The sequence below is a fragment of the Streptomyces sp. NPDC051214 genome (assembly GCF_040682375.1).
GTDB lineage: Bacteria > Actinomycetota > Actinomycetes > Streptomycetales > Streptomycetaceae > Streptomyces.
This window is the reverse complement of sequence record NZ_JBFBAT010000003.1, coordinates 371,069-395,567: the sequence shown is the minus strand read 5'-3', so window position 1 is coordinate 395,567 and position 24,499 is coordinate 371,069. Positions and strand designations below refer to the sequence as shown.

20 protein-coding genes are annotated in these 24,499 nt (G+C 72.0%); 8 read left to right on the top strand and 12 right to left on the bottom strand.

The annotated features are described in order from the left end of the window. Positions 1-15 precede the first annotated feature (15 nt). The 5 genes from AB0M70_RS09725 to AB0M70_RS09705 form a co-directional block, all read right to left on the bottom strand. Entirely contained in the window at positions 16-621 is a 606-nt protein-coding gene (locus AB0M70_RS09725; protein ID WP_363205958.1) for an ATP/GTP-binding protein, read from the bottom strand. Next, positions 602-1,015, bottom strand: a complete 414-nt coding sequence (locus AB0M70_RS09720; protein WP_365818211.1) for a DUF742 domain-containing protein — start codon at positions 1,013-1,015, stop codon at positions 602-604. The genes AB0M70_RS09725 and AB0M70_RS09720 overlap by 20 nt, the downstream gene beginning before the upstream one ends. 19 nt (positions 1,016-1,034) lie before the next feature. Next, positions 1,035-1,469, bottom strand: coding sequence for a roadblock/LC7 domain-containing protein (locus tag AB0M70_RS09715; protein ID WP_365818209.1), 435 nt, complete (start codon positions 1,467-1,469; stop codon positions 1,035-1,037). Beyond that, entirely contained in the window at positions 1,466-4,018 is a 2,553-nt protein-coding gene (locus AB0M70_RS09710) for a nitrate- and nitrite sensing domain-containing protein (protein WP_365818207.1), read from the bottom strand. Before AB0M70_RS09710 ends, AB0M70_RS09715 begins: the two co-directional genes overlap by 4 nt. 64 nt (positions 4,019-4,082) lie before the next feature. After that, positions 4,083-4,856 (bottom strand): MHYT domain-containing protein, encoded by a 774-nt coding sequence (locus AB0M70_RS09705; protein WP_365818205.1) that lies wholly within the window; start codon positions 4,854-4,856, stop codon positions 4,083-4,085. Between the two features lie 151 nt (positions 4,857-5,007). On the opposite strand from AB0M70_RS09705, the gene AB0M70_RS09700 reads away from it, so the two are divergent. Then, the gene (locus AB0M70_RS09700; RefSeq protein ID WP_365818203.1) at positions 5,008-5,607 is read left to right on the top strand and encodes a methyltransferase domain-containing protein; all 600 of its coding nucleotides are present in this window, start codon (positions 5,008-5,010) and stop codon (positions 5,605-5,607) included. Positions 5,608-5,625: 18 nt separating this feature from the next. On the opposite strand, the gene AB0M70_RS09695 is transcribed toward AB0M70_RS09700, so the two are convergent. Next, positions 5,626-6,381: an alpha/beta hydrolase gene (locus tag AB0M70_RS09695; protein ID WP_365818201.1), complete on the bottom strand. Its 756-nt coding sequence runs from the start codon at positions 6,379-6,381 to the stop codon at positions 5,626-5,628. Positions 6,382-6,483: 102 nt separating this feature from the next. Here AB0M70_RS09695 and AB0M70_RS09690 point away from each other — a divergent pair, with 102 nt between their 5' ends. After that, positions 6,484-7,005 carry a PadR family transcriptional regulator gene (locus AB0M70_RS09690; RefSeq protein WP_365818199.1) on the top strand — a complete coding sequence of 174 codons (522 nt, stop codon included), beginning with the start codon at positions 6,484-6,486 and terminating at the stop codon, positions 7,003-7,005. Here AB0M70_RS09690 and AB0M70_RS09685 read toward each other — a convergent pair. After that, on the bottom strand, positions 6,994-7,899 hold the full coding sequence (locus AB0M70_RS09685; RefSeq protein WP_365818197.1) for an oxygenase MpaB family protein: 906 nt from the start codon (positions 7,897-7,899) through the stop codon (positions 6,994-6,996). The genes AB0M70_RS09690 and AB0M70_RS09685 overlap by 12 nt on opposite strands. 100 nt (positions 7,900-7,999) lie before the next feature. On the opposite strand from AB0M70_RS09685, the gene AB0M70_RS09680 reads away from it, so the two are divergent. Together AB0M70_RS09680 and AB0M70_RS09675 are read left to right on the top strand one after the other, a co-directional pair. Further along, positions 8,000-8,284, top strand: a complete 285-nt coding sequence (locus tag AB0M70_RS09680) for a hypothetical protein (RefSeq protein WP_365818195.1) — start codon at positions 8,000-8,002, stop codon at positions 8,282-8,284. Positions 8,285-8,775: 491 nt separating this feature from the next. Then, complete coding sequence (locus AB0M70_RS09675) at positions 8,776-9,612, top strand: hypothetical protein (RefSeq protein WP_365818194.1); 837 nt, start codon at positions 8,776-8,778, stop codon at positions 9,610-9,612. 50 nt (positions 9,613-9,662) lie between these two features. Here AB0M70_RS09675 and AB0M70_RS09670 read toward each other — a convergent pair whose 3' ends face one another. From AB0M70_RS09670 to AB0M70_RS09660, 3 genes are all read right to left on the bottom strand, one after another. After that, complete coding sequence (locus AB0M70_RS09670; RefSeq protein WP_365818192.1) at positions 9,663-13,076, bottom strand: hypothetical protein; 3,414 nt, start codon at positions 13,074-13,076, stop codon at positions 9,663-9,665. A 193-nt stretch (positions 13,077-13,269) separates the two neighbouring features. Then, the gene (locus tag AB0M70_RS09665) at positions 13,270-13,452 is read right to left on the bottom strand and encodes a hypothetical protein (protein ID WP_365818190.1); all 183 of its coding nucleotides are present in this window, start codon (positions 13,450-13,452) and stop codon (positions 13,270-13,272) included. 138 nt (positions 13,453-13,590) lie between these two features. Further along, positions 13,591-14,646 (bottom strand): acyl-CoA desaturase, encoded by a 1,056-nt coding sequence (locus AB0M70_RS09660; protein ID WP_365818188.1) that lies wholly within the window; start codon positions 14,644-14,646, stop codon positions 13,591-13,593. 248 nt (positions 14,647-14,894) lie between these two features. Between AB0M70_RS09660 and AB0M70_RS09655 the strand changes: the two genes are divergently transcribed. The 3 genes from AB0M70_RS09655 to AB0M70_RS09645 all read left to right on the top strand — a co-directional run bounded on the left by AB0M70_RS09655 (position 14,895) and on the right by AB0M70_RS09645 (position 20,935). Beyond that, complete coding sequence (locus tag AB0M70_RS09655) at positions 14,895-17,765, top strand: DEAD/DEAH box helicase (RefSeq protein ID WP_365818186.1); 2,871 nt, start codon at positions 14,895-14,897, stop codon at positions 17,763-17,765. Beyond that, positions 17,762-19,090 (top strand): SWF or SNF family helicase, encoded by a 1,329-nt coding sequence (locus tag AB0M70_RS09650; protein ID WP_365818184.1) that lies wholly within the window; start codon positions 17,762-17,764, stop codon positions 19,088-19,090. Before AB0M70_RS09655 ends, AB0M70_RS09650 begins: the two co-directional genes overlap by 4 nt. A 492-nt stretch (positions 19,091-19,582) precedes the next feature. Next, complete coding sequence (locus tag AB0M70_RS09645) at positions 19,583-20,935, top strand: esterase-like activity of phytase family protein (RefSeq protein WP_365818182.1); 1,353 nt, start codon at positions 19,583-19,585, stop codon at positions 20,933-20,935. A 28-nt stretch (positions 20,936-20,963) separates the two neighbouring features. Here the strand turns inward: AB0M70_RS09645 and AB0M70_RS09640 are convergent, their stop codons facing one another. Next, complete coding sequence (locus AB0M70_RS09640; RefSeq protein ID WP_365818180.1) at positions 20,964-21,329, bottom strand: hypothetical protein; 366 nt, start codon at positions 21,327-21,329, stop codon at positions 20,964-20,966. 326 nt (positions 21,330-21,655) lie between these two features. Beyond that, the gene (gene xylA, locus AB0M70_RS09635; protein ID WP_365818178.1) at positions 21,656-22,822 is read right to left on the bottom strand and encodes a xylose isomerase; all 1,167 of its coding nucleotides are present in this window, start codon (positions 22,820-22,822) and stop codon (positions 21,656-21,658) included. 192 nt (positions 22,823-23,014) lie between these two features. On the opposite strand from xylA, the gene xylB reads away from it, so the two are divergent. Continuing rightward, entirely contained in the window at positions 23,015-24,478 is a 1,464-nt protein-coding gene (xylB, locus tag AB0M70_RS09630) for a xylulokinase (protein WP_365818176.1), read from the top strand. Positions 24,479-24,499 lie beyond the last annotated feature (21 nt).

The following is a 24,499-nucleotide window of genomic DNA, read 5'->3' as shown; positions in this document are numbered from 1 at the left end:
TCTCCGCGCCTGATCTCAGCCCACCGTGTCGAGCAGCCGGGCGGTATGCATCCGCCCGGCGTACTCGACCAGGCGTATCAACACCTCCTTTCCCGAATCGCGGTCCCGTGCGTCGCACAGCACCACGGGGGTGCCGCGGTCGAGGTCCAGGGCCCGTGACACTTCGTGCGCGCCGTACGTACGCGCGGCCGCGAAGCAGTTGACGGCCACGACGAACGGGATGTGCCGGTGCTCGAAGTAGTCGACGGCGGGGAAGCAGTCCTCGAGCCGTCGGGTGTCCGCGAGGACGACGGCTCCGAGCGCGCCCTGGGACAACTCGTCCCACAGGAACCAGAAACGGTCCTGCCCCGGCGTACCGAAGAGGTACAGCGACAGGCCGGACCTGATGGTGATGCGGCCGAAGTCCATGGCGACGGTCGTCGTGGTCTTGCGGTCGACTCCGCCGGTGTCGTCCACCGACTGGCCCGCCTCGCTGAGGAGTTCCTCGGTGCGCAGCGGGCGGATCTCGCTGACCGCGCCGACCAGGGTGGTCTTGCCCACCCCGAAGCCGCCCGCGACCAGAATCTTCAACGCCATGGCGGTCGTGTCGCCGCCGTCGGCGTCAGAGTGCTCGGAGCCCATCGATCACCTCTCGCAGGATCTTCTCGTCGGGTAGCTGTGCGGGTGGCACGGGTCGGTTCACCTTCACGCAGCCCATTTCCAGCAGGTCGCCGAGCAGCACCCTGACCACCCCCACGGGCAGATCTGCGTCGGCCGCCAGTTCGGCCACCGACTGGGTCTCGGTGCGGCACAGTTCGATGAGCGACCGGTGTTCGGGGCCGAGCGCGGTGTCGTCGCCGAGGCTCGGTGCGTTCGCGTCGAGTGCGACGAGTGCGATCAGGTCGAAGCGCACTCCGCTGGGGCCCGGTTGGGTCCGCCCGCCGGTCATCGCGTAGGGACGGACCAGTGGTCCGGCCTCGTTGTCGTACCACTGGCTGCCCGCGTCGCGCGGGGCGGCGCTCTTGTCCTCGGTCATCTGCGTCGGCCGCCCTGCGTCATCCGACGGCCGGCGGCTGCGCCGCGAAGCGCGGAGGGGTGTGCAGGTGCTCGCCCACGCGTTTGACCAGGCGTGCCATCTCGTAGGCGACGAGGCCGATGTCGGCGGTCACGGAGCTGAGTACGGCGAGGCACGAGCCGTCGCCCGCCGCTGCCACGAACAGGAAGCCGTCGTCCATCTCCACCATGGTCTGGCGCACTCCGCCGGCTCCGAAGTGCCGGCCCGCGCCCTTGGCGAGGCTGTGGAATCCGGAGGCGACCGCGGCGAGGTGTTCGGCGTCCTCGCGGGTGAGGGCGGTCGAGGCGCCGACGGCGAGACCGTCGTTGGAGAGCACCACGGCGTGCCGTACCTCTCCGACGCGCAGCACCAAGTCATCTAGCAGCCAGTCGAGTTCGCCGGCCCTGCCGGCGGTGATGCTCTGATCCTGGATCATGCGTGATCTCCTTCGGTGCTGTCACTGGCCGGGGCGGGCCCTGGGATGTCGGGGACCGCGCCGACGATGCCGGGCCTGCGGCCGCCGCCGCGCGCCCAGCCCTCGCGGTAGGCGGACATACGGTCCCGTACGTCTTCGGGGCTGCGTTCGGTCTCTTCGCGGACGCTCACGGATCCGGCCGCCACGTCACGCGGGCGCTCGCGCAGCTGGGGGGCCAGGCTGGCCTGGCGTACCCGGCGCGGAAGATCGTCCGAAGGCCCTGGGGCGGCCTCGGGTTCCGTTGCCGGCGGCTTGTGCGGGCGCAGGGCCGTGACGCCCGGGGGCGTCGCCGGCGGAGCGTCCGCCGAGGGGGCCAGTGCGGGGCGGGAGGCCGGGGGCGGCACCGAGTTGCCGTTCAGCGGGGCGGCGTCGGGCACGCGTGCGTGCGCGTTCAGTTCGCGGTCACGTTCCATGGTGTGGTCTCCGGGACTCTCCGGCGTGGTGCTCTGCAGTAGTGCGGTGGGCAGGAGAACGACCGCGGTGGTGCCGCCGTACGGGGACGTGCGCAGGTGCACTTTGATCCCGTGTCGCGCGGCGAGCCTGCTGACGACGAAGAGTCCCAGTTGGTCGCTGTCGAAGAGATCGAGCGCTTCGGACTGCTCGATGCGGCGGTTGGCCTCTGCCAGGGCCTCCGCGCCCATGCCCAGACCACGGTCCTCGACCTCCAGGGCGTAGCCGTTGCCGACCGGTTCGCCGTTGACGCGCACCTTGGTGTGGGGCGGCGAGAACTGGGCGGCGTTCTCGACGAGTTCGGCCAGGAGGTGGGTGAGGTCGGCGACGGCCGTCCCGAGGACCGCGGCGGCGGGGAGCTGTCGGACCTCCACGCGCGCGTAGTCCTCGACTTCGGAGACGGCTGCGCGGACCACGTTCGTCAAGGACACGGGCAGGCGCCAGGCGCGACCGGGCGCCGCACCGGAGAGGATGATCAGGCTCTCGGCATGTCGCCTCATGCGGGTGGTGAGGTGGTCGAGGCGGAAGAGGTCGCTGAGTTCGTTCGGGTCGTCCGCCCTGCGCTCCATGCCGTCGAGGAGGCTGAGCTGGCGGTGCACGAGGACCTGGCTCCTGCGGGCGAGGTTGACGAAGACGCCCGAGATGCCGCTGGCGAGTTCGGCGCGCTCGATGGCGGCGTGGAGGGCCGCCCGGTGCACCGTGCCGAGCGCTTCGTAGACCTGCCCCGTCTCGTCCTCCGCGGGCGGTCCCGGGGGTGCTTCGGCGTGGATGTCGATCTCCTCGCCCGCACGCAGCCTCCGCATGGCGTGCGGGAGTTTGTGCCGGGCGATCTCCAGGGCGCCGTTGCGCAGGCTCACCAGCTCGACGACCAGGCCGCGCCCGATGCGGACGGAGATGACCAGGGAGAGGGCGACGGCCACGAGCCCGAGCAGCACGGCGGCACCTGCCGGTGTGAGCAGCCCGCGGGTCAGGGGGTCGGCCCGGCCCGCGGCGTCCCGGTCGGCGCCCGCGTCGATCGCGCGCAGCTCGTCGCGTACCACCGCGTGGGAGTTGTCCCACTTGGCGGCCGAAGCCGCGTCGGCGGCCTTGCGGCCCGGTGGCGCGAGGAGCACCTTGTCCTCGACGGCGCGCACGTCGGCGTACGCGCTCCCCTCCGCGAGGTCCTGCCAGGCTGCTCGTTCGGACCCACGCAGATCCGCGACCGCCGCATCGGTCAGGGTGCGCCGGGTGTCGACGGCTCCGGTGAACTGCCGCAGGCGCTCACCGTCGAGGGAGCCGTCGAGCCGCGCGCTGGCCAGGACGACGTCCTCGCGTGCCAGCATCTCGGCGGCCCGGGCGAATTCGAGCAGCACGCGCGCATCGGAGCCGAGTTCGGCGTCCTGGACGCCGGTGAGTGCGCCGCCGACCCCGAAGGCGGCCGAGATGGCCTTGGTGTACTGGCCGTAGGCCGCGTCCCAGCCCGTGCGCCCGTCGATCACGTCGGCCCGTAGGGCGTCCAGGCCTTCGGCGGCGGTGACGAAGGACGCGAGCCTGGAGGTCACGCCGGTGGGCAGATCGGCGCCGTCGGCGACCGTCCCGCCCTCGCCGCGCCGCAGCTTCGCGACCGCGCGGTCCGTGCGTTCCGCGCGCCTGTTGAGCTCGCTGCCCCCGTCGGGTGCGGGTCGGGTCGCGTACCGCACCGCTGTCACGCGCTCTGCCTGCAGTGCGGCGACGGCCGTGTCGACGGGACCGCGCACCTCTGTGTCGACGCGCTGCAACTGCCGTAGGTGCGCCACGTCTTGGGCCGTGCTGACCGTGGCGTACCCCCACAGACCGATCAGGGAGACGACCGGCACCATCAGCAGACAGACGATCTTGGCTCGTACGGTGCGAGGGCGAGGCCACCACGAGCGGTCTCGCGAGGCCGGGGCCGTCGGCGGGCCGGGTTCCGAGGGGGCGTTGGTGCCGGGACGTTCGTCGGCGGGCGGTCCCGCGTGGGCGCGTCGACCGCGTGCCGGGGCGCCGGTCTGCGGCGGCGCTGTGCCGTCGGCCGGGTCAGTGGTCCTGCGGGGTGTAGGCATGGCCTCCTCGCTCGGAGAGATTTCGGGGTGTGTCCGCCCGGCCGTGTCCGGCCCGGATACGCCGCTATCCGGCGGCACCCTCCACCGGCCGCTGGGCCGCCACGGAGGCCTCACGCTCCCCTGAGGTCGGGGAGAGCGCGACGAACGCTGAGGTCAGGAAGAGATAGGACCCGAGGCCGACCGCCAGGGGAAAGATGAACTGCATGGTCGTCGCGCCGGCCAGAGCGGCGCCGGATTCGGTGACCCGCACGCTCACGGCCAGCATGCCGGTGTAGTGCATGCTGCTCACCGCACCGCCCATGACGAGGGACGCGACGGCGACGGCGAGTGGTGACTTGATGTTGAGTGCCGCCCACAGGGCCGCGGTCGCGGCGACGACGGCGATGACCACGGAGAGGCCGACCAGCACGGGGTCGTAGCGCACGCTGCCGTGCAGTCGCAGGGCGGCCATGCCCAGGTAGTGCATGGATGCCACGCCGAGCCCGGTGGTCAGACCGCCGAGCGCCAGCGCCCGTCCGCGGTGACGGCCGTAGCCGACGGCGAAGACCCCGACTCCGACGACGGCCATCGCCACGACGAGGCTGAGGATGGTCAGGGGCACGTTGTAGTGGATCTGCGTGCCGGTGACGCCGAAGCCGAGCATGGCCACGAAGTGCATCGTCCAGATGCCGGCGCCGATGGCGGAGGCCGCGGTGATGAGCCAGTTGCGGCGCGACGTGCCCGTGGCGCCGAGCGCACGGACGGTGCAGCGCAGCCCGAGAGCGGCGCCGATACAGGCCATCACGTACGACAGCACGGGGGTCAGCCAGCCGAAGGTGGCGTGGTCCAGGTGTCCCATGGCTCCGGGACGCTAGTCCGAACAGGGGCGCACAACGGGGGCGCAGTTCGAAAGGTGTTGGAATATGACTGAGAGAGGGTCCTGAACGATCGCGTGACGCTCGAACGTGTGCCCCCGACGCGCATGCCGGTCGTTGAGCAATCATGGCCACATGAGCGATGACCACACGCGCGTCCGTGACTTCTTCTCCGCCCGAGCGGCCGACTGGGACAGCCGCTTCCCCGACGACGGCCCCGCCTACCGGGCCGCCGCGACCGAGCTCGGCCTGCGTCCCGGCGGCCGTGTCCTGGACGCCGGGTGCGGGACCGGACGCGCCCTGCCCGCGCTCAGGGACGCCGTGGGGCCCTCGGGAGTCGTGCTCGGGGCCGATCTGACGCCCGCCATGCTGGAGGCCGCCACGCGGGCGGGCAGGGACCGCGCAGGGCAACTCCTGCTCGCGGACGTCTCCCGGCTCCCGGTGCGCGACGCGTCGCTCGATGCGGTGTTCGGCGCGGGCCTGATCTCCCATCTTGCCGATCCGGCCGAGAACCTGCGGGAGTTGAGGCGTGTCGTGCGTCCTGGAGGGGTCCTCGCCCTTTTCCATCCCATCGGCAGGGCGGCGCTCGCGGCGCGGCAGGGCCGCCAGATCACGCCGGACGATCTGCGCGCCGAGGCGAACCTGCGCCCGTTGCTCGCCGGTGCCGGCTGGCGGCTGACCTCCTACGTCGACGAGGACGCGCGGTTTCTCGCCCTGGCCGTACGGGAGGGCTAGGGCCGCGGCGCCGGACTGTCACCGGCGTCCGGCGACGGCCGAGGCGAAGGCCTCCGGGTTGTCGAACATGACGTTGTGTCCCGCGTTCGGCACGGTCACGACCTTCACTCCGGAAGCCATCAGCTCTTCCGTGCCCAGGAGTTCGCCGCTGCGCGCGCCCTGCAGGAAGACACGCTCGACGGGCAGTTCCGTGAGCATCGCGCGCATCGTCGGGCTGGTTCCCCTCACCAGTCCCCTCGCGCTGCGGTGCAGGGCGCGGGGGTCGGCCAGCCGCATGGTCGCAGCCCAGAGGGGACCGACCTTGTCGAGCACGCGCGCGTGGCCATCGGCGACGTAGTCCTCCTCCTCGTACGCCGCGATGCCGCTGCTGCCCGCTGTCGCGGCCGGGTCGGGGTCGAGGTTCGCCTCGGTCAGCACGAGCCGGGACACCAGGTCGCCGCGCCGGTGCGCGAGCACGATGGCGACGGAGCCGCCCATGCTGTGCGCGACGATCTCCGCGCCGGTCACCCCGGCCGCGTCCAACGCCGCGGCCAAGGCGTCCGCGTGGTCCTCCAGGGAGTATCCGAAGTCCGCCGGGCGGTCACTGATGCCGTGGCCCGGCAGATCGACGAAGAGCGACCGGCATCCGCTCAGCTCGGCTCTGGCCGCGATGTGAGCGTGGTAGACCGACGACGCCGCGCCGAGCCCGTGCACGTACACCCGGGCCGGGTCGGCCCCTTCGCTCTCCGTCCAGCGGACACAGCTGCCCTGCGCGTCGAACCGTGCCTGTCGCATCGCCACTCCCTCGCTCGTCCACTCCTGCTCCGGGAGGACAATACATCGCCACCGATGTATTGCGTGTGGGATGTACACCGCTGGTACGGCACAATGCACGGCATGCTCGAACTGGCCATCCTCGGATTCCTCTACGAAGCGCCCCTGCACGGCTATGAGCTGCGCAAGCGCATCACCGCCCTGACCGGGCACGTGCGCCCGGTCGCGGAGAGCACGCTGTACCCCGCCATCAAACGGCTGGAGAAGGCCGGACTGCTGGCCCGCGAGACACAGCCCGGCTCCGTGGCGGCCCCCCGCCATGTCCTGGACCTCACCGCGGAAGGCAGGAGCGAGCTGCACCGCAGGCTCACGCAGCCGCAGCAGGCCGACATCAGCGATGAGAACCGGTGGTTCACGGTCCTCGCGTTTCTCCGCCACGTCGACGACAAGGCGGCGCAGGCGGCGGTCCTCAAGCGCCGCCTGACCTTCCTCGAAGAGCCGGCCAGCTTCTTCTACGACGGCGAGCGCCCATTGCGCGCCGAGGATCTGGACGATCCGTTTCGACGCGGCATCCTCACCATCGCCCGTGCGACGAGCCGTGCCGAACTCGCCTGGCTGCGCGCCACGTTGGAATCACTGCGCTGAGGTGGCCTCCGAGCCGCCCCCGTGCGGCACCGGACAGCCCCGGACGCCGGGCACGGGAAAGGTGCCGAGCTCGCCGACCCGGTAGCCCCGCGGGTAGCCCTTGATCTCCCAGTTCTGCCGGGCGTAGTGCGGGGCGGTGCGGGGCGGCATCAGGCGCACGGCCCGGCCGCGCCATCGCACCGCGCGCCTGACCAGCGTGCGCATCGCGGGGCTCGGCGGTTCATAGCGGAAGGCGCGCAGGAGGGGCTCGTCGAGCAGGGCGATGGTCGAGGCGCGCAACAAGGGCGCCAGCGGGCGCGGGTACCAGGAGGCCATGAGGTCGAGGGTCGCGTCGGAGACCTTGCGCGCACCCTCGTCCCACGCGAAGTGCGCCTCCTCGTAGGCATCGAGACACTTCTCGAAGGCTTCGTAGGAGTCCGGTATGTCCTGGATCCCCATGTGCCGCCCCAAGGTGCGGTAGTGGACGGCGGCCGCGGTCGTCTCGTGGCGCGACAGCTTGCGCCAGCCGTAGGCGTCGATCCAGCGTTTGGGCATCACCACGAACGTGCACAGCACATAGCGCATGTCTTCATTGCTGATGTCGTAGCTCCGGTGCATCTGGTTGATGCGGCGGATCGCGGTGCGACCCTCGTCCGTGCCGAAACCGTGCTCCACGACGGTGTCCAGAAGCAGGGCCGTGTCGTCGTACCGCTTCTGCGTACGGTCCGTCAGTTCCGCCGTCTCGGCGAGGAGCCGTCCGATGCTGGGAACGGCGTAGGTGCGGTAGAGCGCGAGCTCGAGAGCGCGGGTATAGTCCCAGGGGAACTCGTATGTCGCGGTGAGCCGGTAGATCGCCAGGGCGTCCTTCTCCGGATCGAGACGCCGAATCTCCTTGAGCCGGTCATAGCGCTTCACCGCACGGCCCCCCTTCTGTCGTCGGAGCTCCAACTCTACGTTGGGGTAGAGCAGATGAGTGATCATCAGCGGCAACGACAACCGGGGGAAGGTGGCCCACATGTTCGACAAGCTGCGCAAGCTGTGGCGCACGGACGAAGCTGTGCGCGGCAAGGAGGAGCGGCGCCGCCCGCACAACCTCTTCGAGGCGGCTGCCGTCTACGTGTCCGCGTCCGCCGACGACGATCAGGACCGCGCGGACGAAGCCGCGGGCTGGGTGTCGCCGGAGGCTTTGTCCTTCGGCGTCAGCGAACTCGCCTGCCGAGCGGTCATCGCCCTCGCCCGGGAACGCGACGAGTCGCCGGCGGTCGTGGCGCGTACGCTCCTCGGCCTGCCTGCCGCCTGACGTCCGTGTGCGTGGGATCGGGGCAGGCCAGTGCCTCATGGAGGAGGGTGCCTGTCTCGGCCGCGTGCGCGAGGCGATCTCGGACCTCGCGCGGGGTGCGCGGGCGATAGCCCGGGCCGTCGCCGCAGCAGCCCTGCCGGAAGCGCAGTCCGGAGAGCAGGACCACGCTCAAGGCGCGCCAGGCCGCTTTGTCGCGGCGCTTGGGCACGGCGAGCGCCGATCCCGCGTTGAGCAACAGGCCCTCACAGCGCGGGCAGATCTCGGCACCCGCGCGGCCGTAGTCGGCCGACTTCTTGAAAGAAGCACGGCACGGCAGGCAGACGTAGTGCGCACTGGCTCTCGGCATGTCACGCACCCTAGGCGACCGGCGCGGGCTCTCACGAGCGAGTTTCGCGACGCCCGTGAGCACCCTTCCTGGTCACGCGCCCCTCGACGATCAACCGGACCTGTGGTTAGGGTGCGCCGACAGATGAAGCGATGGGGAGGCTGGCATGGCCGGAACGGACGACGCTGTCGCCGCCGAGGACGACGCGCTGTACGTGCTGACCGCGGTGCTGCTGACACCCGCGAAGTTCCCGAGTGTGCTCGGTGACGACTATCCGGAGGCGTGCGCGGCCCTGGGGCTCGCGCCCCTGGCAACCGGCTACGGTCTGGTGCTCGGTCAGGATGGTGCGGGCGCCCGGTGGACCGTCGTCGTCGACGACGTGTCACTCGTGGCCGTCGCCATCGCCTCCTGGGACTGCGGCATGGAGTACGACCTGTCGCCCGACGAACGTACGGTGGTCGCCGCACTGCCCGGCTGGCCGCTGGCGGTCGCCGTCGCGGCGCCCAACGTGCCCGCTCCGCACGATCCCGATCCCGAGGAAGCGGACGAGAAGCCGCTCTCACCGCCGCAGTCCGATACCTGGGGTCCTGCTCAGCGCCGGCTGGGCGCCGACGAGATCGCGCTGCAGTGGGCGGCGTGGCGCGAGCAGATCGACGACGCCGACTTTTTGGGGGACGGCGCCGATGACGGCTCCGGGGCGGATGTCGCTGTCGAGGCTGAGGCCGCTCAAGCCCCCCTCACCGGTGTGCGCCGCGTGCTGGCCGAAGTACGGGCGTATGTGAGCACCCCGCCGCCGCTGGGCCGCGTGCGCTCCTCGTTCGCCTCCGGTGAGGCGCGCATTCTTCGCGCCGACGGTCCTGGCTGGTCGATGGTCGCCAGGACCGACGACATCGCGTTCGTGCTGCTCGACGAGGAGCCGGGCGAGGTGCTGCCGGTGGGCCGCGGCCCCGAGCTCCCCGCGCTTCTTGACGCACTCGACAAGATGGCCGTACGCCCCACCTGATCGCCTCGCCCCGCCTTCGACCGGAGCGAGTCTCCGGGGCCCGCGATTCCTCAGATGTTCTGCTCGGAGGCGAGGAGGAACGCGCCCATCGCCGTGTCGTGGTCCGTGTGTTCGCGCAGCGCCACCAGTTCGGCGCGCCAGGTCGCCTCCCACGATGTGGCCCGGCCGCCGGCCCGCACCAGCGCGAGCGCCATCACCCCGGCCACCGGGGTGCCTCGCTCGCGCAGCAGACGGGCGGCCGCGAGCAGGGCCGCACCCGCGCGTGGCGTCGGGACGTCGAGCTGCAGTGCGCTCGCCAGGGGCAGTCGTTCGGGGCGTTCTTCCACCAGATCCAGCAGCCGCTCCCAGCGCGCCGCGTCATGTTGGCCGTGGCGCACGGCGGCCAGCGACGTCTCCCAGGTCAGGGCCGCCGCATCGGGGTAGAGGCCCACGGCGTGCAGCGACCGGGCCAAGGTGTCGGCGACGAGGAGCGTCTGGGCGGAGCCTCGCCGGACGCGCACGGCCTCGGCGATGCCGGAGAGACGGCGGAGCGCATCAGCGCGCACCTGTGGGTCCGACGTGCCGGCAAGGCCCTGAAGCCGCTCGATGACGCTCTTCAGGACGGGCCCTCCGACCGGCCCCGCAGGGAAGCGGGCCAACTGCTGTGCGGCCGTGTCCCACTCCCGTCGGCTCCGCCCCGGGTCCGTGGCGACGTCGGCGACGGCCCTCATGGCGTCGGCGGACCGGGCTGTGAACCAGGCGGGCAGGGCGCGGCACGCGGCGACCACGGTCTCTTCGTCACCGTCCCTCACCAGGCGGGCCAGGAAGTCCGCGTAGGCCTCTCCGGCGGATTCGTGCACGCGCCCCACGCGCGCGTGGATCACCGCTTCCCGTATGGCGGGTTGGTCCGCTGCCCGGGCGAGGCGGTCCGCGATGGCGGGGCGGTCGATCGCGGCAAGGAGGTGGCGGGCCACCACGGCGCGTACGTCGCGGTGTTGGCGCGGCGCGTCCCAGGCCGCCACCAGAGCGTCGAACGCCGCGTCACCGGTGAGCGCGCCCAGGGCGCGGACGGCTTCCTTGCGGGAGCCGACGGGGGTGTCCGCCGCGCAGGCCACGGGGCGGAGCAGGGTGACCGCTTCCGGGTCCGGCACCACCGCCAGGAGTCGGCGTACGGATGCCATGGCGGCCCGACCCCGGACTCCGCCCGTTGCGGCGTGCCGCAGCAGGGTGTCCAGCAGGGCCTCGGTGGCAGGCGGTACGCCGACGTACGCCGCACTGAGGACCTCGCCCAGTGCGCCGAGAGCCGCCGCGGCGACAGGTTGCGGCGCTGTTTTCGCGAGTGCGGTCAGCAGCGCGGCTTCGCGTACCTGGGCTGCCGCGTCGGCACGGGTACGCACGTGAGCCAGCTCGTCGGCCGCCACGCGCGCGTGGTGCTCGTCCCACGCACGGCGTTGCGCCGGCAGCCAGCGGCCGATGACACCTGCGTGCAGCCCCGCGGCCCAGGCGACGGCGCGGGGGCGCACGCGGCCTGTGAGGCCGTCCCGCGCGGCGATCAGCACCGCGTCCAGCAGGTCGGTGCGCCGGGTGACGATCGTGCGCAGGACGACCGGAACCGACGCGAACGACGCGTCATGGCCGACCAGTTCGGCACTGCGCCGCTCCCGCAGCCCCACCGGGCTCACCCAGGCGGCCGCCGCGCGGGCGGCGATGTCCGGGTCGTCGGATTCCAGCGCCATGGCACGCACCAGAGCGTCGAGTTCCGGCAGTGCGGTGAGGTGTGGCGCGAGGAGTTCCGCGAGGGCGCTGCGGAGGCCGGGAGGTGCCGGTGTGCTGTGCGATGTGGCGGACCAGACGGCACGCGCCGCTTCCTCACTGATGCGCAGCGGCGTGACGGCTTTGCGGGAGCCCGGGTCGGACACGACGTGGCAGAGCAGTTCCACCGCGTAGGCCGCGCGGTGGAGCCTGCCGGTCGCCGCGGCGCTCTCGGCGGCGCGGCGGAGCAGTAGTTCCGCCGCGGCCAGGGTGTGGGTGGTCGTGTCGCGGGACTGGACGGTGGTCAGTGCCGCGTCCCGCAGGACCCGGTCGGGCAGCGCCGCGAGCAGACGTGGGGGCGCCCCGGCGAGCTGCTGGAGGGCGGCCCTGCGCACCTCCTCCTGGTCGTGCCAGGCCCGCTCGCAGTCTTCCGCGATCCGCGCGAACTGCGCCGGGTCGTCTTCGAGTTCCGCGCAGGCCAGCAGCGCGGGCCAGGCCATCTGGCGCTGGTGGGCGCGGTGTTGTCCGGCCATGTCGCGCAGCAGCGGTTCTCCCAGGGCGAGCGGAAGGCCGACAGCCAGGCGGCTCAGTATCCACTCGCGACGCGAGAAGCGTTCCACCCAGGGCAGGACGAGCTCCGCCCTGTCGGCGGGCTCCAGGGCCGTGAGCGTGGCCGTGGGCAGGCTCCGCACCGAGCGGGGCCGGGCGGTGCGTTCCTCGACGAGGCGGCGGCGTTCCGGTGCGGGCAGCATGGCCACCAGGCCGTCGGGCTCGATGTCGTGACATCCCGGCCAACGGTGTCGTGACTGCGTCACGGGGCAGCGACGGGTGAGGTCCAGCAACTCCGCGGGCGGGAGCGCGTGCAGGGCTCGTCGGATGGCGGGCGGCAGTGCGCCGGCGGAGATCCGCAGCTCGCGGGGAGAGCCGTCCTGGTCGGGCGGGGCCGCGCGCAGGATCTCAAGGACTCTGGAGGGGCGAAGCAGCAGCGTTCGGGCTGCTCGCGGGGTCAGGAGATCGGGGGCCTGTGCCAGGAGCAGCAGCCCGGCCTCCGGGTCGCGTTGCGCGGCCACGCTTGCGTTCGCCCGGTTGCGGCCCACGAACCGGTGGCGGTCGTGATCGGCGCGGCTCTCGCCACGGGTGACGAGCAGTTGGGCCACGGCCCGTGGTGCGCTGCGGGTCAGCGCGCTCAGGACGCCGGCAGGTGGATCAAGGCGGGGCAGCCACGCTCGGACCGTCTCGGCCGGGCATGCGGGCAGCAGGTGAGCGGCGTCCCGTGCGCCGAACCGGGCGTGGACCTCGGGCAGCAGGCGTGCGGCGAGGGCGCTTCGCCGGCTCAGGCGCAGGACGCGGTAGGTGTCGCGGCGTACCGCCGCGACGTCACTCAACGCGAGCTGTTCCAGGGCCGTTTCCGGCACGGGCAACCGGATGGACGCCGAGAGGGCGCGGCGGCGCTGGAACGGATCGGCGAGGGCTTCGGCGATGGTGGTGAGGTCACGCCGGGCCACGGCCAAGAAGAGGGCGGTGTGCCGGTCGTCAGGGGTTCCGGCGGCGAGGGCCGCGCGGAGTGTGCCGTACGCGTCTTCGGTGAGCGCCCTGGCGTAACGGGCGAGGGCGCTCATGCGGGCCGGGAAGGGCAGTGGGTCGAAGTGAGCCGACAGCCAGGCCGCCGTCAGCGGCGCGGGCATGGACTGCGGTGGGAGGGAGGGCGTCTGCGACACCTCGTGTGCGGCCATCAGCGATCACCGTGGGATCGCTGGGCCTCCTTTCGGGAAGTCATGGGTGCCATGATCACCACGCGGCTGCCGGGGCGCAAGGGGTTTTCCGCTCGCGGCCCCGCGCAGGGCGGGGCCGCGAGCGGAGAAGCCGTCAGCCGCTGCTCGTCGGGCAACGTCTCACCGGTGTGCTGCCCGCTGCGGGGGTGTCGGATCAGCGCCCGAGTTCCTTGCGCGAGACGCGGCGCAGCCTGCGCCGCTGTCCGGGGTCGAGGGTCAGATAGGCCGCGGCCGGGACTCCGACCACGATCAGGAAGGCAACCCACCAGGGCAGCCAGATCAACAGGATGAGTCCGGCCGCCACGCCTCCTGCGGCGATCTTCGCGTTCTTCGACATGTGTCGCCTCCTTCGCGGCTGCTGCCGCTCTCTGTCTTGAGAAACGGGTTCCGGCCGTCCACGGTTCCGGACTGCTCCCCTGATAGACCCCTGAGGACGACCCTGAGGTAACCCTGAGCCGCCTCGCGGGTCGCGGGCCTACTCGACCCGCAGCGGCTCGCCGACCTCGTACATGTGGCGCAGTACCTGTCGGTAGGAGTCGATGAATCCGGCCTCCGTGTAGGGCATGCCCAGCTCGGCGCAGTGGGCGCGGACCAGGGGCTGGGCGCGCCGCAGGCTGGGGCGGGGCATGCTCGGGAACAGGTGGTGCTCGATCTGGTAGTTGAGTCCCCCCAGGAACCAGTCGGTCAGCGCGCTGCCCCGGATGTTGCGTGAGGTGAGGACCTGGCGGCTGAGGTGGCCCCAGCGCTCGCCGTCGGGGTCGGGCATCTCCATGCCCTTGTGGTTGGGCGCGAAGGCCAGGCCGAGGTGCAGGCCGAAGAGCGCCTGGTGGATGGCGGCGAAGGCCAGGGCGTGCCCCACCGGCATGGTGACGAGCAGCAGCGTCACGTACCCGACGAGGTGGGCCACCAGGAGGAAGCCTTCGAGCAGCCGTTCGCGAGGGGCCTGGCGGCGCAGGTCCTGGAAGCCGTAGATCTTCATGGCGACGCCCTGGAGCAGCGTCAGCGGGAAGAACAGCCAGGCCTGGTTGCGGGTGAGCCAGCGTCGGAATCCCACCCGGACCTTGGCTTGCTTGCTCGTCCAGACGAGGACGTCCGCGGCGACGTCGGGGTCCTTCTCGATGTGGTTGGGGTTGGCGTGATGGCGGTTGTGCTTGTCGTTCCACCAGGCCGAGCTCATGCCGAGGAGGAGGTTGCCGTGGATGAGGCCGATGGCGCGGCTCACGCCGCGGTCGCCGGTGATCTGGGAGTGCCCGGCGTCGTGGCCTATGAACGCCGTACGGGCGCACAGTGCGGCGAGGACGGGCGCCAGGAGCAGCACCCACCAGGAGCCGCCGACGAGGAACATTCCCGTCGCCACGGCGGCCAGGGCCACAGCGTTGATCGCGATGGTGCGGGCGTACCAGCCGGTGCGGCGGCCCAGGAGCCCCTGCTCCTTGACGGTGCGCAGGAGAGGCGCGAAATCGCTCCCGGCGGGCTGCCTCGTGGTGGTGCCTGGGGAACGTTCCGCGACGGCTGCGGCGGCCTGGGACATGGTGAGGTCTCCGGTCTCTGACTGGATCGGGCTGACGTGACACAACGTATGAGCCCGTGACCTGCGACAACCATGGCGCTCTCACCCGTCTCGGGAGGGGGACAGCACCGCCCGGAAGGGGGGCTAGCTACACCCCCCGGCGCTTCGTGACGCGGATCACCCCGTGATCGCTCACGCCTGAGGTCCGACGTGTTGTACTCTCGGCCGCTCCACTCCCAGTAGTCAAGTTTGAGGAATGCGCCATCGCCGTGCCCAGGCCTTCTGCCGCGTCACCTTCCGAGATCTCTGAACTGTCCCGCTGCTCCGTCCTGTTCGTCCCCGCCGACCCGGCACGCGTCGGCCGGGTCGCGTTCTGGCACCCCGAGGGGGATGCGCCCCCCGCCTGCTCCGCGGGCACCGTCGAGGAACTGGCCATCGCGGTTCCCGGCGACGAAGGAGCTGAGCTCAGCGACGTACCCGCGACAGTGCTTCCGATGCGCGCGGCGCTGCCCGTCCTGACACGCGCGCGCGCCTCGGCGGGCGTTCATCCGACGGCCGCGTTCTGGGGCACGGCGGGCCTGCTCGCGCTGCAACTCGCCGCGCGCGGACTGCTGCTGCCCGGACTGACGTCGAGCGATCACGATGCATGGCGCTCGGGCCCACTGGGCGCCGACGACCTGCGACGCCTGCGCGACCTCGCCGCGGCGATGCCCCCCGCCGCGCACGCCCTTGCACTGGAGGGCGGCTCCGCACCCCTGCGGCTGCCCGAACCCGAGCGGCTACTGCGCCAGTTCCTCGACGCGGTGGCCGACACGCTGCCGCGCACCCCCGCCGCGTCGCTGGCCGCTGGCGCCGCGCCCTTCGCCGCGCCACAGCCCCAACGCATCCCCGAGCAGCGGCCCTGGGCCGCCGACGTCGCCGCCGGGCACGACGCAGGCGTCCGGATCTCGCTGCGCGTCGAAGTGCCCGGCCTGGTGTCCGACACCCCCGACGAAACCCGGTTGCCCTTCCGCGCCGTACTGCAACTGCACAGTGTCAGCGACCCTTCGCTCGTCGCGGACGCGGCCGAGGCATGGGCCGGCTCCGGCGCGTCGGGGCAGGCTTTCGGCGCTCGATCACGGATGGACGCCCTGCTCGCGCTGCGGCGCGCCACGCGCGCGTGGCCGCCGCTGGCCCCGCTGCTCTCGGCCACCGTCCCCGACGCGATCGAACTCGCCGACGAAGAAGTCACCTCGCTCCTGGGCGAGGGGTCCCGCATGCTCGCCACCGCGGGTGTCGAGGTGCACTGGCCCAGGGAACTGGCGCGCAATCTGACCGCCCGTGCGGTCATCGGCCCGCCCGACGAGGACACCAAGGGCCCCGAGAAGGCGGCATCGGACACCCCGTCGTATCTCTCGGCCGACGCGTTGCTCGCCTTCAACTGGCGATTCGCCCTGGGCGACCAGCAGTTGTCCCGCGCGGAGCTCGACCAGCTCGCCGAAGCCAACCGCCCCGTGGTGCGCCTGCGCGACCAGTGGGTCCTCATCGACCCCGAGGAGGCCCGGCGCGCTCGCGCACACCAGGACCACAAGGTCACCCCGATCGACGCCCTGAGCGCCGTCCTGACGGGCACCACCGAACTGGCCGGGCAGCGCGTGGACGTCCAGCCGACGGGCTGGCTGGCCACGCTGCGCGAACGCCTCGCGGACCCCGAGGGCATGGAGCCCGTCGGCCAGCCCGAGACGCTCGCCGCGAACCTGCGCGACTACCAGCTACGCGGTCTGAACTGGCTGGCCCGGATGACCTCCCTGGGCCTGGGCGGCTGCCTCGCCGACGACATGGGTCTGGGCAAGACGATCACGCTCATCTCCCTGCACCTGCACCGGCAGACCCACGACGAGACCGCGGGACCCACCCTTGTCGTGTGCCCCACCTCCCTCATGGGCAACTGGCAGCGCGAGATCGAGAAGTTCGCCCCCGGCACCCCCGTACGCCGCTTCCACGGCTCTCGGCGCAGCCTGGAGGACCTCGCCGACGGGGAGTTCGTGCTCACCACGTACGGCACGATGCGACTCGACGCGGACAGCCTGGCGCACACCCCCTGGGGCATGGTCGTCGCCGACGAGGCCCAGCACGTCAAGAACCCGTACTCGGCCACCGCCAAGCAGCTGCGCACCATCGGCGCACGCGCGCGCGTGGCACTCACCGGCACCCCCGTGGAGAACAACCTCTCCGAACTGTGGGCCATCCTCGACTGGACGACACCGGGCCTGCTCGGCAAGCTCGGCACCTTCCGCACCCGCTACGCCCAGGCCGTCGAGAGCGGCAAGGATCCCGCAGCCGCCGAGCGGCTCGGCCAGCTCGTACGCCCCTTCCTGCTGCGCAGGCGCAAGTCCGACCCGGGCATCGCACCCGAACTGCCGCCCAAGACGGAGACGGACCGCGCCGTGTCCCTCACCACGGAGCAGACGGGGCTCTACGAAGCCGTGGTGCGCGAGACCCTCGCCGAGATCGCCGGCGCCGACGGTTTCACCCGACGCGGCCTGATCGTCAAGCTGCTCACCGGCCTCAAGCAGATCTGCAACCACCCCGCGCAGTACCTCAAGGAGGACAAGCCGCGGATCGAGGGCCGTTCCGGAAAACTGGAACTCCTCGACGAACTGCTCGACACGATCCTCTCCGAGGACGCGAGCGTGCTCATCTTCACGCAGTACGTCCAGATGGCGCGCCTCATCGAGCAGCACCTGGCGGCCCGCGGCACTCCGTCGCAGTTCCTGCACGGCGGCACGCCCATCGCGGCGCGCGAGGCGATGGTGGAGCGCTTCCAGGACGGTGAAGTACCGGTCTTCCTGCTGTCGTTGAAGGCGGCGGGGACCGGACTGAACCTGACGCGGGCCGAGCACGTCGTGCACTACGACCGCTGGTGGAATCCCGCCGTCGAGGCGCAGGCCACCGACCGGGCGTACCGCATCGGGCAGACGCAGCCGGTGCAGGTGCACCGGCTGATCGCGGAGGGGACGATCGAGGACCGCATCGCCGACATGCTGGTGCGCAAGCGGGAGTTGGCGGATTCGGTGCTCGGTTCCGGCGAGGCCGCGCTGACGGAACTCACCGACGCCGAGCTGTCGGACCTGGTGGAGCTTCGAGGGGGGACTCGATGAGCGACGACATGTATGACGAGCCGATCGACGAGACGCGCGGGGACAGTCGGCCCGGACAGGGCCCGTCCGCGCACGAGCGCACCTTCGCCGCCCTGCCGGCCACACACGGCCGGGGGTTCGCGCAGAGCTGGTGGGGCCAGGCCTGGCTCAAGGCCCTCGAGGACACGGCCCTGGACCTGCAGCAGTTGAAGGCCGGACGCAGGTTCGCGCGCGCGGGAGCCGTGGGCGCGGTCTCGGTGCGCCCGGGCCGGATCACCGCCGTCGTCCAGGACCGCGACGGCACCCCGCGCCGCTCCGACGTGCTCCTGCAGCGGCTCAGCGAGGACGAGTGGGACCGCTTCCTGGGCATGGCCGTCGAGCGGGCCGGGCACATCGCGGCGCTGCTCGACCGTGAGATGCCGCCGCACCTGGTGGAGGACGCGGCGGCAGCCGGCGTCGAACTCCTGCCCGGCATCGGTGACCTGGAGCCCGAGTGCGACTGCGACGCATGGGACCACTGCGGGCACACCGCCGCGCTCTGCTACCAGGTGGCCCGGCTGCTCGACCAGGATCCGTTCGTGCTGTTCCTGATGCGTGGCCGTGCGGAGCGCGAGCTGCTGGACGAGCTGCAGGTACGCAGCGTGGCGCACGCGGAGGTCGAGGAGACGCCCGGCGAGGAGCAGGAGGGGGCCCAGGAGGGCGTGGACGCCGACGAGGCGTACGCGGAGGGGGCCATCCTGCCCCCGCTGCCCGAACTGCCTCCGCTGCCGCCTGAGCCGGGTCTGCCGCCCTCGCTCGACACCGAGGAGGAGCCCGCGCCCGGCCTCGATGTGGACGCGCTGGAATTCCTGGCGGCGCAGGCGGCCGTGGAGGCGCACCAGATGCTGGCGGAAGCGCTCTCCCCCGGGCACGAACGCCATCCGGTCGCGGAGGAATTGACGCCGGACCAGGACGCCGTCCGCCTCGCCCTCTCGGCACCCGCGCCGGTGACCGAGCGCCTCGCGACCGCCGCGGGCCGCGGCAAGGACGGCCTCGCGCTGGCCGTACGGGCGTGGGAGTACGGCGGCGCGGCAGCGCTGGCCGTTCTGGAGGAGGAGTGGACTCCCGCGGCGGACACGCTGGCACGCGCGCGTGCGGCGCTGGAGGCCGCATGGGATGACGAGGAGCGCCCCCAACTGCGCGCCGCCCGCAATCGCTGGACCGTGGTCGGAAGCGATGCCCAGCTGCGGCACGGCACCGACGGCCGCTGGTGGCCCTACCGCAAGGAGCGCGGCCGCTGGACCCCGGCGGGCCCCGCGGCCCACGACCCCGCGACGGCTCTGGCCGTGGCGACCGGCGGCGAATAGCCCGCCCTTGTTCGGTGCGGGCCGTTCGCGGGCCCGCACCGAACGGCCCTTGCGCAGGCCCGCACCGGACCCGAGCGTTCACGCCGCTTCACCTGCTCACGGAGCGCGGCGGCCACCGGCGTTTTCACGTCGCTCGCATACGCGCCGGGAACACCGGCGCGAGCACTCCCCCTGGCCAGCGATTGAGCGCGGGCATGACATCCGCGAGTGTGGATCACATCGGTTCAGGGGGTGCTGACCGCGACTTGACTCCCCCGTTCCGCAGGGCCCCGGAGTGCCGGAGCACGTCAGCGCGATCCAGGCGAAGGGGGGCGACCAGGGCCAGGTGCCCAACTGCCGCTGACCGGCCCTTACAGGACGACGGCGCTTCCCGCCCCTCGTGGGAGGCGCCGTCAGTGTGCCCCCTCCCGTTCACCTCTCTGCCTCCCTGTGTTCGCGGCGACGGCGAAGTCTGATCGCAGTCACCGAACACCCGCGCCCCAGGAGGCACCCATGTCCCCGCACGCCGCCCGTAAGCGTCGCGTCCGTCGTTCCGTCGCCGCGGGCCTGCCGATCGCCGTGCTCGCCGCGATCGCGGTGACCGGAACCGCCACGGGCGCCCCGACCGGCGGCAAGGAGAAGTCGCCTCGGATCACCTCGACGGCGACGCTCGGGGAGATCCCCCTGGGGGGATTCAGCAACTCCCTGATGCCCGGCACGGTGAGCGACGACCGCGGTGTGAAGCTCGGCGGCATAGGCAGCGACATCTATCCGGCGGGCCGCAAGGGCGAGTTCTGGACGGTCACCGATCGCGGCCCCAACGGCCAGATCAAGGTGGACGGCAAGAAGCGTCGCACTTTCCCTGTGCCCGGTTTCGATCCGGCGATCGTGAAGATCCGCGTCTCCGGTGACACCGTGAAGGTCATCGACGCGCTCCCGCTGACGACTTCCTCCGGCAAGCCCGTCACCGGCCTGCCCAACCAGAAGGGACGCGATGAGGCGCCGTACACCTACGACGCGAAGACGGCACTGACCTACGACCCGAACGGCCTCGACACCGAGGGCATCGTGCGGGCGCACGACGGCAGCTTCTGGCTGGTCGACGAATACGGCCCCTCGCTGGTCCACGTCTCCGCGCGCGGCAAGGTGCTCAAGCGCTACGTCCCCGAGGGCCTCGAGCTGTCGGGCGCCGACTACCCGGTCGCCGAGGCACTTCCGGGCATCCTGCTGCACCGCAAGGGCAACCGCGGCTTCGAGGGTCTCGCGCAACTTCCGGGCGGTGACCTGGTGATGGCGGTCCAAAGCCCCCTGTCCCTGCCCGACGAGGACGCGGGCGACGCGTCGCGGACGACGCGGCTGCTGCGCTTCTCGCCGAAGAAGCAGGCGGTCACCGCCGAGTACGCCTACCGCTTCGACGCGGTGGGTGTCGTCGACCCGGGCGAGGACGACACCTCCGAGCTGAAGATCTCCTCCGTGGTGGCCGTCGGCCGTGACCGGCTCATGGTCGAAGAGCGCACCGACAAGGCCGCGCGACTGCACACGGTGAAGCTCGACCGCAGGTCCGACATCCTCGGCGAGCGGTGGGACGACGACGCCACGCAGCCCTCCTTGGAGCAGCTCGAGGATCCGGCGGCCTCCGGAGTGCCCGTCCTGAGGAAGCGCCTGCTGGTCGACCTGGGCGGCATCGACGGCGTACCCGACAAGATCGAAGGCGTGGCCCGCGTGAACGGTCACACTCTGGCCCTGATCAATGACAACGACTTCGGGATGACGGACGGGGCGGAGGCGTTCGACGCGGAGGGCCGGCTCGTGGACAGCGACGTGGAGACCACGGTGACGTACGTGCGGCTGCCGAAGGGCATCTGAGCTGCCGGTCCCGTGTGCGACGCGGCGTTCAGGACGCCGGTACGGTGACGCTCGCCTTGCTGACCTTCACCTTCAAGAAGTAGTAGGGCACTTCGTTGTCCGCGCGTGAGGGCACCAACGAGTCCAGGCCGCTCGGCAGGTCGCTGGGCAACTCCGACGGCAGCCCGCTCGGCAGGTTCGAGGGGGCCTCCGTCGGCACCTCTGTCGGCAGCCCTGTCGGCAGCTCGGAGGGGATCTGAGACGGGATGCTCAGCGAGGGCTTGGGCTTGCCGTCCGAGCTCTCGCTGCTCTCGGAAGGGCCCTTCTTGTCGCTTGAGCCGTCACCGCTGGTGGCCACCAGGACCACGGCCACGACGGCTCCGATCGCGACGATCACCGCGAGCAGGATGAACATCCCGCCCCTTCGGCCGGACGGCCCGCCCGGCGGCGGAGCAGGCGGCCACCCGTCGCCTCCAGGGGGCATACCGCCTCCGCCCGCGGGAGGCCACCCTCCGCCGTCCGGGGGCGGTCCGAAGCCGTCGCCCGGCGGCGGCCCGTACCCGCCCCCGGGCGGTCCGAAGCCCCCATCGCCCGGAGGGGGTGGGTCGCCCGGCGGAGGAGGAGGCGGCGGTGGTACGGGCGGCATGGCCATACCGTCAAGAGTCGCCTCGAAAGGGTCAAGGCGCGACCCCTGCGCGCACGTTGCTCCCTTCCGAGTGAGAACGGAGCTGGAGCCTCCGGTCAGCTCCGGGCGCCCAGCAGGTGATCCATGGCCAGCTGGTCGAGGTGCTCGAAGGCCATGCCGCGGTCTGCCGCCGCCGTCACGTCGAAGTCCTCGAAGGCACCGCGGTCGGCGAGCAGCCCGGACAGACCGTCCTCTGCGGTCGGCAGGGACAGCTCGTCCAGGCGGGACGCCCGCAGGGCCTCCTGGACCTCCGGGTCGGCGCGGAACGCGGCCGCACGCTCGCGAAGGATCAGGTAGTTGCGCATGCAGCCGGCGGCGGATGCCCACACGCCGGTGTAGTCCTCCGTGCGCGGCGGCTTGAAGTCGAAGTGCCGCGGCCCTTCGTAACCGCCCCTCTCCAGGAGGTCGACCAACCAGAAGGCGCTGCGCAGGTCGCCCGCCCCGAAGCGCAGGTCCTGGTCGTACTTGATGCCGGTCTGGCCGTTGAGGTCGATGTGAAAGAGCTTGCCCGCCCACAGGGCCTGGGCGATGGAGTGCGGAAAGTTGAGGCCGGCCATCTGCTCGTGGCCCACTTCGGGGTTGACGCCGAACAGTTCGGAACGCTCCAGGCGCTCGATGAAGGCGAGGGCGTGCCCGACGGTGGGCAGCAGGATGTCACCGCGCGGCTCGTTCGGCTTGGGCTCGATCGCGAAGCGCAGGTCGTACCCCTGCTCCGTCACATAGTCGCCGAGCAGGTCGAAGGCCTCCTTCATGCGATCGAGCGCGACACGCACGTCCTTGGCCGCACCGGATTCGGCACCCTCTCGGCCGCCCCACGCGACATAGGTGTGGGCGCCGAGCTCCACCGCGAGGTCGATGTTGCGGATGGTCTTGCGCAGCGCGTAGCGGCGCACGTCGCGGTCGTTGGCGGTGAAGCCCCCGTCCTTGAAGACAGGGTGCGTGAACAGGTTCGTGGTCGCCATCGGCACCACGAGGCCGGTCGCGTCGAGCGCCTGCCGGAAGCGCTTGATGTGCGACTCGCGCTCGGTGTCCGACGCTCCGAAGGGGATCAGGTCGTCGTCGTGGAAGGTCACTCCGTAGGCGCCCAGTTCGGCCAGTTGCCGCACGGAGTCGGCCGGGTCGATGGCCGCCCTCGTCGCGTCGCCGAACGGGTCCCTCCCCTGCCAGCCGACGGTCCACAGGCCGAAGGTGAACTTGTCCTCAGGAGTGGGCTGGTACGTCATGTGCGGCTCCCTTGATGACTGGTGCACGGCGTGAGGCCGAGCCGGGCACGGCTGCGCGCCCGCTCATGTGCGGCTGCCGCGACTATTTCGTCATGGCGCTTAACAAATTAGTATCCGAAGGCATCCCTGGGAAGGTCGGACGGAAAGAAGTCCGGGCGTGCCCGGAAAGAGCCGCGGGAACGGAGACCCCCGATGTCATCAGCGCCAGCAGCCGACGGGCCCCTCGTCGTCGGCGTGGACAGCTCCACGCAGTCCACCAAGGTCCTGGTCGTCGACGCCGCCACGGGCAGGGTCGTGGCAAGCGGTCAGGCCCCGCACAGCGTCAGCTCCGGCAGCGCCCGCGAGAGCGACCCCGAGGAGTGGTGGAACGCCCTGTGCGCGGCGCTCGACCAGTGCGGCACCGCCGCGCGCGAAGCCGCCGCGGTGTCGGTCGGCGGCCAGCAGCACGGACTCGTCACCCTGGACGCGCAGTCCAGGCCGGTGCGACCCGCGCTGCTGTGGAACGACGTGCGCTCGGCGGCGCAGGCCCGCTCTCTGGTGGACCGCCTGGGCGGCCCCAAGGCGTGGGCCGAACGCGTCGGCAGCGTGCCGGGGCCCTCCTTCACGGTGACCAAGTGGGCCTGGCTCAGCGAACACGAGCCCGAGGCCGCCCGCGCCACCGCGGCCGTGCGACTCCCCCACGACTACCTCACCGAACGCCTCACGGGGAGCGGCACGACCGACCGGGGCGACGTCTCCGGTACGGGATGGTGGGCCTCGGCGACGGAAGCGTACGACGAGGAGATCCTGGGGCTCGTGGGCCTGGATCCCGAGCTGCTGCCGCGCGTGGTGCGGCCCGGCGAGGTCGCGGGCACCGTCCGCGGGAGCGGCGAACTTCCCTTCTCCAAGGGCACCCTGGTCGCCCCCGGGACCGGCGACAACGCGGCGGCGGCACTGGGGCTCGGCCTGCGCCCCGGCACCCCGGTGCTGAGCCTGGGGACGTCGGGCACCGTGTACGCCGTCTCCACGCGACGCCAGGCGGACCCGACGGGCACCGTGGCGGGCTTCGCCGACGCGCGCGGCGACTGGCTGCCGCTGGCCTGCACCCTCAACTGCACCCTGGCCGTGGACCGGGTGGCCGCGCTGCTGAGCCTCGACCGTGACGCGGTGGAGGCCGGCGGCGCCGTCACCCTGCTGCCCTACCTCGACGGCGAGCGCACCCCCGACCTGCCGCACGCCTCGGGGCTGCTGCACGGCCTGCGGCACGACACGACTCCTGGACAGCTGCTGCAGGCGGCCTACGACGGGGCCGTGCACTCGCTGCTCGGCGCCCTCGATCTGGTCCTGGACGCGGACGCGGACCGCTCGGCTCCGTTGCTGCTCATCGGCGGCGGGGCGCGGGGCAGGGCCTGGCAGGACACCGTGCGGCGGCTGTCCGGGCGTGCCGTTCAGGTGCCCGAGGCCAAGGAACTGGTCGCGCTCGGTGCCGCCGCCCAGGCAGCGGGTCTCCTCACGGGTGAGGACCCGGCGGCCGTCGCGCGCCGCTGGGGCACGGCCGAGGGGCCCGTGCTGCCGCCCGTGGAGCGGGACGAATCGGCGCTCGCGCGGATCGCCGGGGTAGTCTCCGACGCGGCGCCGCTGCTCGGCGCCGGGGGCCACGAGGACGCACGGCCATGAGGACGGAAGAACAGGGACTGA

What these genes read in the sequence shown, in the direction of transcription:
- AB0M70_RS09725 (WP_363205958.1), bottom strand. Translation starts at nt 621, where the DNA reads ATGGGCTCCGAGCACTCTGACGCCGACGGCGGCGACACGACCGCCATG.
- AB0M70_RS09720 (WP_365818211.1), bottom strand. Translation starts at nt 1,015, where the DNA reads ATGACCGAGGACAAGAGCGCCGCCCCGCGCGACGCGGGCAGCCAGTGG.
- AB0M70_RS09715 (WP_365818209.1), bottom strand. Translation starts at nt 1,469, where the DNA reads ATGATCCAGGATCAGAGCATCACCGCCGGCAGGGCCGGCGAACTCGAC.
- AB0M70_RS09710 (WP_365818207.1), bottom strand. Translation starts at nt 4,018, where the DNA reads ATGCCTACACCCCGCAGGACCACTGACCCGGCCGACGGCACAGCGCCG.
- AB0M70_RS09705 (WP_365818205.1), bottom strand. Translation starts at nt 4,856, where the DNA reads ATGGGACACCTGGACCACGCCACCTTCGGCTGGCTGACCCCCGTGCTG.
- AB0M70_RS09700 (WP_365818203.1), top strand. Translation starts at nt 5,008, where the DNA reads ATGAGCGATGACCACACGCGCGTCCGTGACTTCTTCTCCGCCCGAGCG.
- AB0M70_RS09695 (WP_365818201.1), bottom strand. Translation starts at nt 6,381, where the DNA reads ATGCGACAGGCACGGTTCGACGCGCAGGGCAGCTGTGTCCGCTGGACG.
- AB0M70_RS09690 (WP_365818199.1), top strand. Translation starts at nt 6,484, where the DNA reads ATGCTCGAACTGGCCATCCTCGGATTCCTCTACGAAGCGCCCCTGCAC.
- AB0M70_RS09680 (WP_365818195.1), top strand. Translation starts at nt 8,000, where the DNA reads ATGTTCGACAAGCTGCGCAAGCTGTGGCGCACGGACGAAGCTGTGCGC.
- AB0M70_RS09675 (WP_365818194.1), top strand. Translation starts at nt 8,776, where the DNA reads ATGGCCGGAACGGACGACGCTGTCGCCGCCGAGGACGACGCGCTGTAC.
- AB0M70_RS09670 (WP_365818192.1), bottom strand. Translation starts at nt 13,076, where the DNA reads ATGGCCGCACACGAGGTGTCGCAGACGCCCTCCCTCCCACCGCAGTCC.
- AB0M70_RS09665 (WP_365818190.1), bottom strand. Translation starts at nt 13,452, where the DNA reads ATGTCGAAGAACGCGAAGATCGCCGCAGGAGGCGTGGCGGCCGGACTC.
- AB0M70_RS09660 (WP_365818188.1), bottom strand. Translation starts at nt 14,646, where the DNA reads ATGTCCCAGGCCGCCGCAGCCGTCGCGGAACGTTCCCCAGGCACCACC.
- AB0M70_RS09650 (WP_365818184.1), top strand. Translation starts at nt 17,762, where the DNA reads ATGAGCGACGACATGTATGACGAGCCGATCGACGAGACGCGCGGGGAC.
- AB0M70_RS09645 (WP_365818182.1), top strand. Translation starts at nt 19,583, where the DNA reads ATGTCCCCGCACGCCGCCCGTAAGCGTCGCGTCCGTCGTTCCGTCGCC.
- AB0M70_RS09640 (WP_365818180.1), bottom strand. Translation starts at nt 21,329, where the DNA reads ATGTTCATCCTGCTCGCGGTGATCGTCGCGATCGGAGCCGTCGTGGCC.
- xylA (WP_365818178.1), bottom strand. Translation starts at nt 22,822, where the DNA reads ATGACGTACCAGCCCACTCCTGAGGACAAGTTCACCTTCGGCCTGTGG.
- xylB (WP_365818176.1), top strand. Translation starts at nt 23,015, where the DNA reads ATGTCATCAGCGCCAGCAGCCGACGGGCCCCTCGTCGTCGGCGTGGAC.